General features: G+C 59.9%; 8 protein-coding genes and 4 pseudogenes. 6 read left to right on the top strand and 6 right to left on the bottom strand.

Annotated features, from left to right (window positions below; genetic code table 11):
* Window positions 1–1,273: 1,273 nt before the first annotated feature.
* The 3 genes and pseudogenes from P9217_RS29080 to P9217_RS29070 form a co-directional block, all read left to right on the top strand.
* A pseudogene (locus tag P9217_RS29080) lies at window positions 1,274–2,578 on the top strand (pitrilysin family protein); the annotation flags it as partial.
* A gap of 9 nt (window positions 2,579–2,587) precedes the next feature.
* Complete coding sequence (locus P9217_RS29075) at window positions 2,588–3,853, top strand: pitrilysin family protein (protein ID WP_128311092.1); 1,266 nt, start codon at window positions 2,588–2,590, stop codon at window positions 3,851–3,853.
* 415 nt (window positions 3,854–4,268) lie between these two features.
* A pseudogene (locus P9217_RS29070) lies at window positions 4,269–5,736 on the top strand (NAD-dependent succinate-semialdehyde dehydrogenase).
* 784 nt (window positions 5,737–6,520) lie between these two features.
* Here the strand turns inward: P9217_RS29070 and P9217_RS29065 are convergent.
* Complete coding sequence (locus tag P9217_RS29065) at window positions 6,521–7,036, bottom strand: DUF2285 domain-containing protein (protein ID WP_224570032.1); 516 nt, start codon at window positions 7,034–7,036, stop codon at window positions 6,521–6,523.
* A 793-nt stretch (window positions 7,037–7,829) separates the two neighbouring features.
* Here P9217_RS29065 and P9217_RS29060 point away from each other — a divergent pair.
* On the top strand, window positions 7,830–8,285 hold the full coding sequence (locus tag P9217_RS29060; protein WP_256748481.1) for a transposase: 456 nt from the start codon (window positions 7,830–7,832) through the stop codon (window positions 8,283–8,285).
* Window positions 8,286–9,048: 763 nt separating this feature from the next.
* Window positions 9,049–9,294, top strand: a complete 246-nt coding sequence (locus tag P9217_RS29055) for a tyrosine-type recombinase/integrase (protein WP_082826569.1) — start codon at window positions 9,049–9,051, stop codon at window positions 9,292–9,294.
* Here P9217_RS29055 and P9217_RS29050 read toward each other — a convergent pair.
* The 3 genes and pseudogenes from P9217_RS29050 to P9217_RS29040 all read right to left on the bottom strand — a co-directional run.
* Window positions 9,260–9,889, bottom strand: a complete 630-nt coding sequence (locus tag P9217_RS29050) for a hypothetical protein (RefSeq protein ID WP_063169279.1) — start codon at window positions 9,887–9,889, stop codon at window positions 9,260–9,262. The genes P9217_RS29055 and P9217_RS29050 overlap by 35 nt on opposite strands.
* A 192-nt stretch (window positions 9,890–10,081) precedes the next feature.
* Window positions 10,082–10,395: pseudogene (locus P9217_RS29045) on the bottom strand (ATP-binding protein); the annotation flags it as partial.
* Window positions 10,396–10,405: 10 nt separating this feature from the next.
* A pseudogene (locus P9217_RS29040) lies at window positions 10,406–10,939 on the bottom strand (IS21 family transposase); the annotation flags it as partial.
* 516 nt (window positions 10,940–11,455) lie between these two features.
* On the opposite strand from P9217_RS29040, the gene P9217_RS29035 reads away from it, so the two are divergent.
* Window positions 11,456–11,815 carry a hypothetical protein gene (locus P9217_RS29035; RefSeq protein WP_126066776.1) on the top strand — a complete coding sequence of 120 codons (360 nt, stop codon included), beginning with the start codon at window positions 11,456–11,458 and terminating at the stop codon, window positions 11,813–11,815.
* A gap of 569 nt (window positions 11,816–12,384) precedes the next feature.
* On the opposite strand, the gene P9217_RS29030 is transcribed toward P9217_RS29035, so the two are convergent.
* On the bottom strand, window positions 12,385–13,701 hold the full coding sequence (locus tag P9217_RS29030; RefSeq protein ID WP_063169281.1) for a HipA domain-containing protein: 1,317 nt from the start codon (window positions 13,699–13,701) through the stop codon (window positions 12,385–12,387).
* Complete coding sequence (locus P9217_RS29025; protein ID WP_210326673.1) at window positions 13,691–13,990, bottom strand: helix-turn-helix transcriptional regulator; 300 nt, start codon at window positions 13,988–13,990, stop codon at window positions 13,691–13,693. Before P9217_RS29025 ends, P9217_RS29030 begins: the two co-directional genes overlap by 11 nt.
* Window positions 13,991–14,402: the final 412 nt, after the last annotated feature.

Genomic DNA, 14,402 nt, shown 5'->3' with positions numbered 1-14,402 from the left:
CCGAAATTAATGTGGTCGAGTGATGAAGCCTCCCGAATGCGTTAAACGAGACCCTTTATGGCGGCCCTGGCTGACAACAGTCTGAAAGCTGCAAGCGGCATGCGAAAATGGGGCGATCCTGAATGACGACAGATGCTATCAACATGAAAGAGGCTCGCCCTGAAAGCTGAGCACGCTTTATGCTCAGGCTGCTGACAAGGCCAAAGCAGCGTAAGTGCGTAGTGAAATCCAAGGTCCACATGGGTCGTCGCGCGTCCCATGCGCCTGGGAAGGCGCCGGCCCGGCCAAGCTTTCCCAGCTCGTCCGCATGATGCTTCGCTGAGCGTCAATGGACGTTGGCGCGAGACCAAGGCGTCGTGCGTTGCAATCCGGACGGTCCAGGGTATCAGGAGTTTCACGGCCTCGGCCCGCTTGGCTGGCCACAGTTGAAGCTCCAACGTACCGGCTGGCACCGGGAAATTGGGCTCTGCGCTGCCTCAACGCTGATGGCACGGTCAATGCTTGCCTACCGATGGGGCCGCCCATGCCGTGATGCTGTCGGTCGACGTTCGCAAACCAGACCCTCGCGAGACCCAGCGAAGGGGCTCGCCGGTACGACGAGGGACCTTACCTCTTTATGCGCGGCATCATTATCGAGGATGACATGTTGCCTTACACGTCGTCCCTCGCGCTCGGGTCTTTGTGGGGCGGATGAAGTCCTGATCGCGGTGGCACTGCTGCATGTTTGCGTAAGACCCATCCAGTCACGATCGCGCTGTCCTTCGATGTCGCGGTGCTGATAGGCGGGCAGATCGGTGTGCGCGGCGCCCGCCAAAGGATCGTCGTCACGCCGGAGGAGGCGAGCGTCATAGCCGGCGCGCCGGCGAAAGGCGCTTTCTGTCGGATGCCCGACAATGTCGGATATCGCAAGTATCAAGGTTGGATCAAACCTTGCGAATCGGGGCTTTCTTACTTGGCACGGGGCATGCTCAGGTATCCGCAAACACCCAATGGATAACGAGCAGACTTCCCATGGCCTCACCATGCCGAAAGTTTCCCGGACGCATCCAAAGATGAGGCTCGCGTCAGGCCCAGCAACACGCTGACGGCTCATGTGGCTCGGCGTCGCGTGCCGATCCACTTTCTCCCAATAGGCGTTCGGGAGACATAGATCCTTCAAAATGAGGAACAGATCACTTTGCCAGGAACGCAGCCCATAACCCCACTCTCCCTACCAGAACTACCAAGCAAGCCCCGCACTCATGGGCTTCGCAGGACGTCCGTTGCGTCCGAGTTGGTCGGCGCGGGGCCGGCTCCGATCCCCGTCGCATGGGAGGACGGCAAGGCGAGGGATTTCGTGCTCGACAACGGCATGGAGGTGGTCGTCATTCCCAACCACCGGGCGCCGATCGTCACCCACATGGTGTGGTACAAGATCGGCAGCGCCGACGAGCCGCCGGGCAAATCCGGCATCGCCCATTTCTTCGAGCATCTGATGTTCAAGGCGACGACCAACCATGCGGGCGGCGAATTCGACCGCGCAGTGTTCGAGATCGGCGGCTCCAACAACGCCTTCACCTCCTCCGACTACACCGCCTTCTATCAGACAGTGGCGCCGTCGGCGCTCGAGCTGATGATGAGCTTCGAGGCCGACCGAATGCGAAACCTCATCCTGACCGACGATGTCGTCAAGACCGAGCGCGATGTGGTCATCGAGGAGCGCCGCTCAAGCACCGACACCAACCCGCAGGACGTTCTCCATGAGGAGATCGACGCGACGCTGTGGCAGAACCACCCCTATCGCATCCCGATCATCGGCTGGATGCAGGAGATCGAGCAGCTGAACCGCGTCGACGCCACCGTCTTCTATGAAAAGTACTACTGGCCCAACAACTCCGTGCTGATCGTGGCCGGCGATGTCGAACCGGACACGGTGCGGGCGCTGGCCGAAAAGACCTATGGCAAGGTGGCGCGCGGACCTGACCTGCCGCCGCGCATCCGGCCGGTTGAGCCCGAGCAGAACACCAGGCGCACCGTCACGCTCTCAGACGCCCGCGTCAGCGTGCCCAGTTTTTCGACGCAGTGGGTGGTGCCGTCCTACCACACCGCCAAGCCGGGCGAGGCCGAAGCGCTCGACCTGCTGGCCGAAATTCTCGGCGGCGGTAACCGCGGCCGGCTCTACCAGGCGCTCGCTGTCCAGCAAGGTATCGCTTCCAGCGCCCGCGTCTATTTCCAGGGCACTATGCTCGACGACACCAAGTTCGCCATCTATGGCGCACCGCGCGGCGATGCCAAGCTGGCTGATCTCGAAGCGGCGGCCGCTGCCGAAGTTGCCCGCATTGCCGAGGATGGTGTCAGCAACGAGGAACTAGGCAAGGCCAAGGACCACTATTTGCTCAATATGATCTTTGCGGAAGACAACCTGGACTGGCTCGCCAGCATCTACGGCTCGACGCTGGCCACCGGCGGTACCGTGAAGGATGTCGAGGAACGGCCGAATCGCATCCGCAAGGTTACCCCCGAGCAAATCAAAGCAGTTGCCGCCCGCTATCTCGCGTTCGACCGTTCGACCACGGGCTATCTCTTGCCCAAGACGGAGAATCAAGAGATGACGCTCGGCGCTCGGCCCCATGCTGCGATGAACATCCAGGAGGTGAAGTCCGAAAAGGGCATCATCGCCTGGCTGGTGGAGGACCACACAGTGGAAATCGTCAACATCGGCTTTGCCTTCAAGGGCGGCACCAAGCAGGACCCGGTCGGGAAGGAGGGGATGGCCAAACTGATGGCCGGCCTGTTCATCGAAGGCGCTGGCCATTACGACAGCGGTGCCTTCCAGGTGAAGCTCGACCATGCCGGCGCCGAAATGAGTTTGGACGCGCAAAGCGACGACATCTACGGATCGATGTGCATGCTTTCCAAAAAGCAGGACGCGGCGTTCGGCCTGCTTCGGCTCGCGCTGAACGCGCCGCGCTTCGAGCAGGGGCCGATCGATCGCGTCCGCGCCGAGATTGTCTCCCGCATCGTCGGCAGCGAGCGAGACCCTAACGCCATCGCTCAGCGCAAATGGCTGCGCGCGATCTATGGCGCGCATCCTTGTTCAAGGCTGGGAGAAGGCACAAAAGAGAGCCTGCCCGGCATCACGCCGTCCGACCTCCGCGCCTTCCACCAGGCCATTTTCGCTCGCGACGGGCTCCATATTGCCGTGGTGGGTGACATTGACGCGAACACGTTGAGGGAAAGGCTTGACCAGCTGTTTGGTGATTTGCCTGAGCAACAAACCCTCGTCCCCGTCTACGATGTCGCGCCGAAACTCGGTCAACTGGTGGAGGAGAACTACGACCTGCCGCAGACTTCGCTGACGTTGGCCTGGCCTGGCGTGAAGCCTAGCGCGCCGGATTTCTACGCGGCCGTGCTGCTGAACGACATCCTTGGCGGCTCATACTTGACTTCCCGCCTTTACGAGGAGGTACGTCAAAAACGCGGCCTTGCCTATCACGTCAGCTCTGAACTAACCCTTGACTCGCTTCTGGTTACGACAGAGACACGCTCGGACTGCGCTGCCCAAACACTGAGCATCGTGCGAGATGTGGTAAAGCAGATGGCGCAGCAAGGACCGACCGGGGCCGAGCTCAAGGCGTCGAAGAAGCACCTGATCGGCGCCTATGCCATCGACCAACTGGGCTCGACCCGCTCGATTGCAGACCGGCTCCTGGATTTGCAGATTCACAAGGCCGACGTCGACTACAACCAGCGTCGCGCCCGCAGCATCGGTCGGGTGACGCTCAAACAGGTCAAGGCGGCGGCCAAAAAGCTGCTTTCGGCCGAGCCCGCCATTTTGGTGGTCGGCCCGCCGCTGGGCGGCAAGGATGAGTAAAGAAACTCATCTCACCTTCCTTCTTCATCGGGGCTTCTCGTGGGAAGAGCGAATGTGGAGGCCCGTGGGCCAAGCAGATCATGCAGACGCGCGGAGTCGTTTTCGCCGACCTTGCGCGGCATTGGCGGTCCGGCGGCCTCTCGCCGAAATGGCGCTCCTCAGCATGTATGCCGCCTTTTTGCAGAATTCAGTCGCATGCCACCAGCAGGCATGGTGGATGAAGCAAACATCCGACTGCTTAATCCATCAATTGATGAACCGCGGGCACTCAAACTAACGAAACTGCTGTCTTTTCATCGGGCTAGCGTGGTCTACCAGCTGCTTTGCCGAGGCCCTACGACGAACCCACTGGTGCAGAATACACACTGACGGCCTGTCGACCTGGATGTTCGCTGCGTTGAGGAGGAATCCGGTATTGCCCCTGTGCCTGCCGATGATCCGCCGTCTGAAATCCCCGCACCTGTTTGGAGCCATCGACCGCCTGCCGGCACTCGGCAGACCAGTTGGCAATAAGACGTTCGAGGTCGTCAATCCGTCGACCGGCGAAGTTTTGGCAGAGCTTCCCGATATGGGCGTGGAGGAGACACGTGCTGCGGTAGACAAGGCCTATGTTGCGCAGTCGGGATGGGCCGCGTTGACGGCCCGAGAACGTAGCGACGTTCTTTGGCGATGGCATCAGCTGATCATCGACCATGCAGGCGATCTCGCCGCGATTCTGACTGCGGAAATGGGCAAGCCGCTTGCCGAAGCCATTTCAGAGGTATCGCATGCGGCGGCGTATCTGCAATGGTATGCCGAGGAGGCCAATCGCGTCTATGGCGAGACGATCTCGGCACCCTCGACAGACCGCCGAATGCTAGTGATCAAGCAGCCCATCGGCGTTGTTGGCACGATCACGCCATGGAATTTCCCGGCCTCCATGGTGGCGCGCAAAATCTCGCCGGCCTTGGCTGCGGGCTGCACAATCGTGCTCAAGCCCGCTGAACAGACGCCGCTCGTGGCTGGCGCAATGTTCGCCCTCGCCCATCAGGCCGGCTTTCCCGATGGCGTGGTCAACCTGATCTATGCGTCCGAAGGTGATCGCGTGGGCCGTGAACTCTGCACCAATTCCAAAGATCAGCTTTACCGGTTCGAACGAGGTCGGACGGCTGCTGATGCGTCAGTGCTCTGACCAGATCAAGAAGGTCAGCCTTGAAACCGGCGGCAATGCACCTTTCATCATCTTCGATGATGCCGACATTGACGGTGCTGTTGACGGTGCGGTCCAGGCGAAGTTCCGCAATGCCGGCCAGACCTGCGTTTCCGCGAACCGCATTTACGTCCAATCGAGCGTTCACGATGAGTTCGTCAAGAAATTCGTGGAAAGAATCCGGCACTTGTCGGTTGGCGACGGATTCGATGCCGGAGTGGACATCGGACCGCTCATCGACAAGCATGCTCTGGCCAAGATCGAGTCTCACGTCGCAGATGCCATTGCGAAAGGCGGCACAATACGATGCGGGGGCCAGCGTATCGGCAAGAATGGCACGTTTTTCGAACCCACGGTCCTCACCGAGATTTCCAGCGTCATGGCAGTCGCGCAAGAGGAGACATTCGGGCCGCTCGCGCCGATCATTCGCTTCAACGATGCGGATCAGGTCGTGCGCGAGGCCAATGACACGATATACGGCCTCGCCGCATACTTCTATGCCTCAAACCTGAAGCGGGTCTGGCGTGTGGCAGAGGCTCTGGAATATGGCATGGTTGGCATCAACACGGGACGCATGTCCTCGGAGGCGGCACCGTTTGGCGGGATCAAACAATCCGGCATCGGGCGGGAGGGTTCCCGTCATGGCCTCGAGGACTATCTGGAAATGAAATATCTTTGCATGGGCGGGATTTGAAACCTGCTGCACTGTCTCTCCGCCCCACCGGGGGGCGGCCTGCGGTCAATGCCGCCACCTAATTGGAAGTTCCAAACGCCGTTGACCTGAAACACGGATGCCCGGCAGGAGACTGAGCTCGCTGTCGGGCCGGACATGCCTTGGGAGGGCATAAGTCAGCGCTCCTAGGGCCGATGGGCCACTCAGTTCGTGCGCCTTTTGCCGATTGCGTTGCATGTGCCGTGCCAAGCCAAAAAGCATTGATAAACCGCCGATGGATCAGCTTTTGCCCTGTTGCGCATTCTACATTGTGGGATATGCGACAATGCCCAAGCGGTTGAATCGTCGTGTTGCAGAACCCCAGACGGGTCATGACTGCTATTCTTAGGACAGTGCGCAGCAAGCCGCTACTCGCTGCACTCCAGGCACACCATTTCCATAATCAAGCGGTGGGTGCTATGTTGACCGAGCTGTCGACCAGGGAACGGTGTGAGGCCTCAGATCCCTCCATATTGTTGCACCCGCCGGTCCAACAGGACTGCAGGTCCGGCCTCAAAGGATCTTGGCTGCTATGGCGACATTGCGGTGCACGCCGCTTTCCGACCAATGATGTGCGTCCAGGTCGAGGCCGGCCCTAATGAACCACCGCCTTGGCACCCTCGCCCATCTCATTTCGGCATCGACAAGCTAGACCAGAGCGCACTTGCAAGGCGCCATGCAGTCCTGTCGGCGGGCGAACTGTTGGTGACGGGTACAGCTGCGAGCGAACGTTCATCCACCGACGCACAGCGCGGACTGTCGCTTTTCAAATTAGGAAATCTCTGTAGCCACCATTCATGAGCGCGCGGCCACGCGAGACGGCCCGACGGATGCGGTCGCGCAGATGATCGCGAGGATCCGCCCAGTCGGCATGGACGCGCCGTTGACCGATGAGAACTTCGGCGAGCTCGCGATGAGGTGCTCCGGCGAGCGAACCGTCGAGCGCACGAAGAACGAAGGACAAACGAACGCCGCGCTTTTCCGGCGCAAACAAGCGGGGGGGCAACTGTTGCCCTAGACTGAGAGCATTGAGGCACTCCAGTCCCCTCAGTCGATGCTTTAAAAGCACCGCGGGCCAGATGGCTTGCGTATGCAGGCAAACAGGGTGGAGGATATTCGCGCCCGAGACGGCGAGCTGCAGCGCGTGGTCCGCATTGCGAAGAAGAACATGCTGGCTCTTGTCGGGCGCCAGCAGGACGATTGCACGACAGGGCAATGCCGAGAGTTCGAACGGCGGTGTCGGCGACGAGGCAGGCAACCGTTCCGCAATGACCGGCAGCACATGGACGCACCAGAGCGGACACCAGAATACGACCGAAGCGCGGCCACAAGACTCCGCGAAACAGAACACCCCAGCGTGACAGGTCGCCGGCCGACGCGACCATATCGAGAAAGGATTGGAGAGACCAAGTCTTGCAATGCTGGCGCGCAGCGGTCAGATCGCGCTGGAACGCTGGATTGCGGCGTAAGAACTCCCAAGCCCACTCCCGCAGCGTCAGGCCAGCGGTGTAGTCGTATGATCTTTCATCCCGCCAATCGGCCTGATCCGCGCCAGTCAGGAGATTCATGACTGACATCCCCTGCCCGCGCCTGCGTGCGTCGAAACATTATGCCACTTCGCAAAGCATCGGCGAAGGCAGCAGACGTCGAAGACCCCGTTTCGTTGAAGCGTCAGCCATCGCCACTGTCGGCGACAGAAGATGTGCCCAAATTGCCACCAGACCGTCGAACTGGCACAGCGACGGCCAGCGCGACCTGGAATTGATCCCGTAACGGTCATCGGCTCCTGCGTCGCGATCCAGACGTCCCTTGAAGGCGCAGTAGCGCGGCAGTGGATCGCACGCTGCTTGTCGGCAAGTTGTCGTAGCGGCGGCGCCATAGGCACGGTCATCGGAGGGTCTCCTGCGGCAAGCTTTCGCCATTGGAGGCCAATCTCCCCGCTAGGGCAGCCTGTGCAGTTGCACAGGTGAAGCGGATCAATCAGGGGGAGCCATGGCGGAAACTGGATGATGGCGGCTTGAGGAGAGCGGCGTATCGAGGCGGGTGATGAAGCCTGCCAGTACCTCTCAAGGAGAGTGATACGCCATGAACGAGACTATCAACACATTGTTCGCCTTCGTCAGCCCGACGAAATCGATGATACCCTGACGGATGTACTTCGCAGCGGCGCGCGCAAATTGCTTGCGCATGCGATCGAGATGGAGGCCGAGGCGTATGCCAAGGCGGTCGACTGCCTGACGAAAGATCATATTGCGTCGCTGGCGCTCTACGATTTCCCCGCCCAACACTGGGATCATCTGCGAACGTCCAATCCCATCGAAAGCGTCTTTGCAACCGTTCGCTATCGCACGGTGCGTACCAAGGGCTCGCTATCCTCGAAAACCGCCCAGCTGATGGTCTTCAAGCTGTTGGCCGCGGCCAGGAAGTGGCGACGATTGAAAGGACAAAATCAGTTGCCGAAACTCATCGCAGGTGCCAGGTTCCTGGACGGAATCCAGGTCATCGAAACGAAGCCGCAGAGCGCCGCTTGATCAGCCTCGTCACCCAAATTCCAGCATAGCTCCATCGGAACTGCCAGCCTTCCTTGCCGATCAGGCGCATATCAGCGCTGACGATACCGAGGACGGCGATGGCGGTCACCTCCAGGCCGCCGAGTAACGACCCTCAAAACACCGCACTGGTCGAGGCCAGCCTGAACCGGTATCTTGTGCCTGCCCTCGGGAGTCGCTCTATCCACCATGTGATCGACACCGACATTGCTAACATCACCAAGAAGATCGTCGCCGGGGGTCACCCGCAAGCGGCTAACACGGCCTTCTGGTGTATGCGGGCATTTTTCAACTGGTGTCGCAAACCGCCGCAACGGCTCATCCGCGGTTTCCCCGCGAGGGATTGGAAAATCCGGATCCGGCCCCGATCGTCAAGCGCAAGCGAGTGGTGAACGATGCCGAACTGGCGGCTATATGAACGGGCTGTGAGCCCGAACCGGGCGATATCGGCTATTCGTTCGGCTCCATCGTCAAGCTGCTCATTCTGACCGGACAGAGGCGTACGGAAGTTGCCGCGATGCGTTGGTCCTCAACCTTGAAGCCGGAACATGGAACTATCGGGTGACCGCACGAAGAACGAAGAGCCTACGCTTATTCCGCTGTCCACACTGGCGGTGTCGGTCCCCCAGACGGTACCGAAGACCAATGACACGTTTTTTTCCCTGCGAGGGGCAACGAAAGAAGCCACTTCTCAGGCTACGCGAAGGGCAAGAAGGCTCTAGACGGCAAGGTCAATACTGACGGGGTGGCTTTGGAGAACTGGACCCTTCACGATCTGCGCAGGACGCTCGCGACAAATCTCGGCAGGCGGCAGGTATTGCCACACGTCATCGAGCACATACTGAATCACAAGGCGGCGTCCTTGACAGACATTGGCGAAATCTACAATCTCTATAGCAACGTCAAGGAGAAGCGCGAGGTGTTGCAGATGTGGTCAAATCACATCGAATGGCTGATCAAGCAGGCTGCGGATGACGCTCTGGCGGCGTAGCTGCTGGCATGGGCGGAAGATGCGGCGCAACAATCGTCAGAGCCTCATCGAATTGGAGAGCATGCTTGACCAGCAAATGCGCGGCCAATGCTTCGATGGCCGACCAGTGATCGAGTACTAGCCGGGCCGTGCAATCTTCGATCCGCCCCCAATCGGGGCGGCGCGGCATCAGGAACCGCAACTCACCATAGATTCGCTTGGCATCCGCGTAGTCGCTGCTCCCCTCATTCCCATCGGACGCATTCATCGCCATATCGCGCGGGTCCAGATAGCCTTCGAATGCGGATTCTGCAAAAGGACCTGCCAGACACGCAACTATCTCCCGGATCGCATCATCGCGTTCCAAACATCGATCCATATCGTCCTCGAAAATCGGCTTTCGCTTCGAGGTGAATCCTTGCGCTGAATAAAAACCCGCGCCTTCGACAACACCACCGCACTCTCCGTCACCGACGTCGGGGTAAATACTAACACTTGAGAAAGCAGGGAGTTCACGGTCGTCGTCGAACGTCTGACGGTGCAAAACGATGGCGGCCACCGCGTGCCCGGCTTCGTGATGCGCCACAAGCGGCAGATATTGGGAGGCTACATTCATGCGGTGCGGCTCTCAGGTCTAGTTTGCTTTTGCGCATAGGACCGCAATTGTCGTGCCAACTGGGAAAATCGTTTCGGGCAATGCGATCGCTCCGATAGCGTTGCGTCTCCTGTCTGACATTGTTGGGAAGTCGACACGCGCCCGTCGCAATGCGGTCGACCTTCCGCGCGAGTTGGGTGACCCGTGAAGGCGGCCGACCAGGACGATGTTGCGCTGATCGGCGACGAAGGCGCGGCCGGGCGAGATCGCGCATCAGGGGGTGACCGGCGTGTCGGCGAAGTCGAAGTCGTCGATGTCCTTGGCCAGCGGCAACTTGGCGACAGCGAACTGGTATTTGATGGAGCGGGCCTGCTTCTCCGATATCTCGGCCTGCAAGAGATCACCGACAATCCTGGGCGGCTCGTGCCGTCGCTTGATGGCGACGCGCCCATGATCTCGTCATAGGCTCTGCGCATTCCGTAGAGCTTCAGCGCTCCCATCAGTTCCAGTACCTCGGTGCGTTCCATGGCTGTTTGTCCTCCTGAGACTGTCATAGCGGGTGCAGTCGGCGACCGCTCGTGAGCTAGCTTCAGCGCTTGGGGAATGGAAAGGATCGTGCCCGGCGCCGGATCGCGGCTGCGGGCCAGGATGTTGAGGATCACCGGCGCCGACGATGCACCGTGCTCGATGGCTTCCTGACAGGCGGCCTCGACCGCGCTCAATCCGTCGGTCAGCACCCAGGTGAGGATCAACACCATCTGCCGGTCGACGTCATCAACCGCCTTGAGCTGCGCCGCACCTTCTCCATTGCCGACCGCACGACCCAGCCAAGGAACGGCGCGCGCCGTGTGCCAGGGATCGTAGGCGACCTCGTTGCGGCCAAAGGAGCGAACGTGTTCTCCCACGACCACGCCATCCTCTGGCGGATGCGATCCGATCGACATAAGCATGGATCTCGATGGGCCGACCGACGGCACTCGACAGCACCGAGTATTTGTTGTTGTCGAAGCGCACCGTGCAGGTCTTCGACACCGACGGGGGAATGCAATGGAAGCCGTCGAAGCGACCGGCAGCCGCTCCCGCTGCGGCTTGGCCGCATTCGCCGACAGCAGCCGGTCCCGCGTCTCACGCCGAGCTCCCATGCGGGGATAGGGCTGGTGCTTGCGCTCGTAGCGGAACTGCGTCTCCTCAGAACGCAGGACCTTGCGCACCACCTTGCGCGAGATCTTCAGCTCACGGCAGATCGCTTTGATCGACTTCCCCTGGACCAGCGACAGCCGACGTATCTTTGCAATCGTCTCTAAAACCAACATCCAAAACACAAATGCCTCCGATCAAGCCGGAGGCATCTTGATGACCCCATCGTTAAGGGGTCCCGTTTGGACGAAAATCACCCTTTAAACAGGGTCCCCATTCCACGAAAAATCAATGCACTACCTTCCAAAGCTGCGAGAGATCGCCACCGACCGCTTTGAAGGGGCTTTCGGCGGTCTCGTCAGCGAGGTTGTGGCATGAAGAAACATCAATCCACAGCATTGGGCCGAAGCATGCCACGGGCTCATGCCGCGGGAGAGCGGGAAGATATTCTTGAAAGAAGAAGCGGTCTCCGACATCAATACCGACAGGATGGGCAGCTTTCTCACATCACTTGAGGTCGAGCGTGGCAGTTGCGACCCGCAATGCAAGGCTGGCGGCGATGCATGCCTTTGCGCGGTTCCTGATTTCGGAGCACCCCGAATATTAGGATACGCTGCAACTGGTGGTGACACTTCCCTTCAAGAGGGCGCGTGGGTGGCACCTGTCGAATATCTCGATGAGCCCGGAAATCAAGAGCGTCCTGGCGCGTATCGTCCGCCGCACGCCTTCTGGACAGCGGGATTACGCTCTGTTTTCGCTGATGTTCAATACGGATGCACGAGTTCAGGGATCCTGAATCTTCGATTGTGACCTTCGTCTGGTATCGCCCTGTCCCGCCGAGCAAAGCAACGACCGCCCCACACTGCTCACCCGGTTCGGTGTTCCATACTTGCTGCGCACACATGGCTGCGGGCGAAGGAACCACCATGGCGGAAAAAAGCATCCATCATCGCCCTTTGCGGGACACGACGGCCATCCACCTCGTCAAGGCGGGTGTTGACATCGCCACCATCAGTCGATGGCCAGGCCACTCGGGCTGAACTAACGATGCGCTACGCCCAGGCCGGTATCGATATGAAGCGGCAAGCGCTCGAACAAGGCTTCCCCGACGTGATGTCATCGGCAAAAGATCAGACGATCATCGCTTTGATGGCTGGATGTTTGGCTGGCTGCACCGCTTGTAGACGCTCAGTTATGTGGAGTTGTATCGCGGGAAGTCGCGCGTCTTGGGCTTTTGCGGTGTCAGCTCCACATCTCTCCGCAGTGCACGTTGTCACTGTTGAAGAGCCGTTTGTTCAATCTTCGTCCTGGCACGGCAAGGGTTGTCGATATTGTGGGCGTCTTGCGCTTGCCGAGCTTGTCCGAAATCCAGCGCCGGATCAGGCGTGAACACTGTTGCGTAGTTCGTCAGCCAGAGCGCGGAGAACGTCGGCGCTTCCTTCCAGCGCCGTAAAAGCGTAGGGATTGAGGAACTGTCGGCCCCAGAACAGATTGCGATCTGTGCCGGATAGCGTAGCTTCCTCGCTGACACGCGGCCAATTCTCCGCAATGCATCGGAGCTGGCCTTCAACAATCGCAAGAGCTTCCGGCGCGCTGAGCAGGAAGTGATGCGCCGCTTCAAGGCAGGACGCTATCCGGCTCATGCGGTTATTGCCGCTGATGAGCATGGCCTGGCTGGCCTCCTGGCCACTGCGGGCCTGCGGACAAATATCGTACGCAGGCGTGAGGGTGAGCTTAGCGCCGTCCCAGAATGCCGCATGGTTGCGGGCATGATCGTCGGTGTTGCCGCAAAGTATGTTGAAGACAATGCGGCTGAACAACTCGCGCAGAGTTTCCGACGGCGCGGTGAATCGGTGGCGAATGATCTCCGCCAAATCCTGGTAGCTGGCGTAACGCGCCATCATCTCATCGAGCGCGAGCATCGTCAGCGCTGAGACCATGGATTTGCGTTGCCAGCCGCCCGTGACCTTGATCCGGTCGAATCGCTCGACGAGCAACACGTCGTTGCCTGCGGCGCGAACGAGCGAGACGGATGCCGCTCTGATGCCGCACAAGGCGGCAAGCCGCATGGCTATGAATTCTCCTTTGACGACGCTGTAAAGGTCGGCAGACGAGGAAAATTTCGCGACATGCTTGACGGCGTCACCCTCGATCAGCGCCTTTGGCCTTGCGCCGCCGATCGAGCTGCCGTGATGCAGCGCCTGATCTAATTCGGGGGTGAGCGGAATACCTTTCTCTACCCGCTCCGCCGATTGGACAAGCTCTTCGAGAGTGGCATTGGCCAGTGCGCGCGGCTCGTAATGCATTGGCGAAAACTGAAAATCGAGCGCGCCGATGCGGTCCGAGCCTGATTCCAGCAAGAACGTCAGTTCTGAAATATCGAGCCGCGCGATTTCATCGCCCTTCACACCGAATTTGCGGTTTAGGATAACCCGTCGTCCCCAGGCATCAGGGGCAGCATCGCGGATGCATCCCGGCATGGTTAGGCCAGGAAGCAAAGGCAATTCGCCTGCCTTCAGGGGCAGTTCCGGGAGATAAAGCGGGATCGCGCTTCCCAGTTCACGAAAGCTCCTGCCATAGTTGAAGCTGACGAGTCCGTCATGGGCATATAGCCGCCCGGCGACAACCGGCGCGGTCTCGCCCGGCAGCCAGACCCAGACATAGGCTTCGTCGTACTTGGGGACCTTAGAACTCATCGACGATCTGCTTGCCGGCCTTGTAGACGTGCTTCGGCAGCAGCGCGATGCGATCGTCCATGCGGCCTGTGAGGGCTGTGATGCCATTGCCGTCGGCATCGAACAGCTTCACACCGACAATGGCAGCAGCTTCGAACATCAGTCCGATTTCGACTTTGGGATCGCCCTTCTCGATGCGCTGCAGGGTGCTGCGTGAAACACCGATTCTCTCGGCTAACTCCTGTGCGGTTAACCGGTGCTGCATCCGGCCAAGCCGGATGGTCTTACCGAAAAGGCCAAGCGCTTCCATCGCGTAGCGCGAATAGGTGCGTTTATACGTTGCCTTCATTCGGGTCTCTGTGACCTATGCATGATCCATATCGCCTTCTTTCGAACTTTATATAGGTAATGTCACAGAGCGACTGCCAAAGTCAAGACTCCGTATCGCAAGCGTTACCCATCCGAACGAGGAAGGCGGATATTGCCGACGGCTCCTGCACAACCGGCCAGCTCTGCGCGTCTCGGGCGAGGCGGAGATCTGGCGCTGGATCGCGGACAGCCTTGAGACGCCTCGCATGAGTCATTCATGGGCGGTCCCTGGTGCGGGGCCGCGGCGCTCGACTGCTGGCCGACATTCTCGGCGGCGGGACCCGCATCCGGCTACACCAGCACTTTTCGACCGCATACGCGCCCAGCTTCTCTCCGAAATCATTGCCAATGAG

Source organism: Mesorhizobium sp. WSM4989, from assembly GCF_029625795.1.
Lineage (GTDB): Bacteria > Pseudomonadota > Alphaproteobacteria > Rhizobiales > Rhizobiaceae > Mesorhizobium.
The sequence above is the reverse complement of the archived record's forward strand: the minus strand, read 5'-3'. Positions and strand labels throughout refer to the sequence as shown.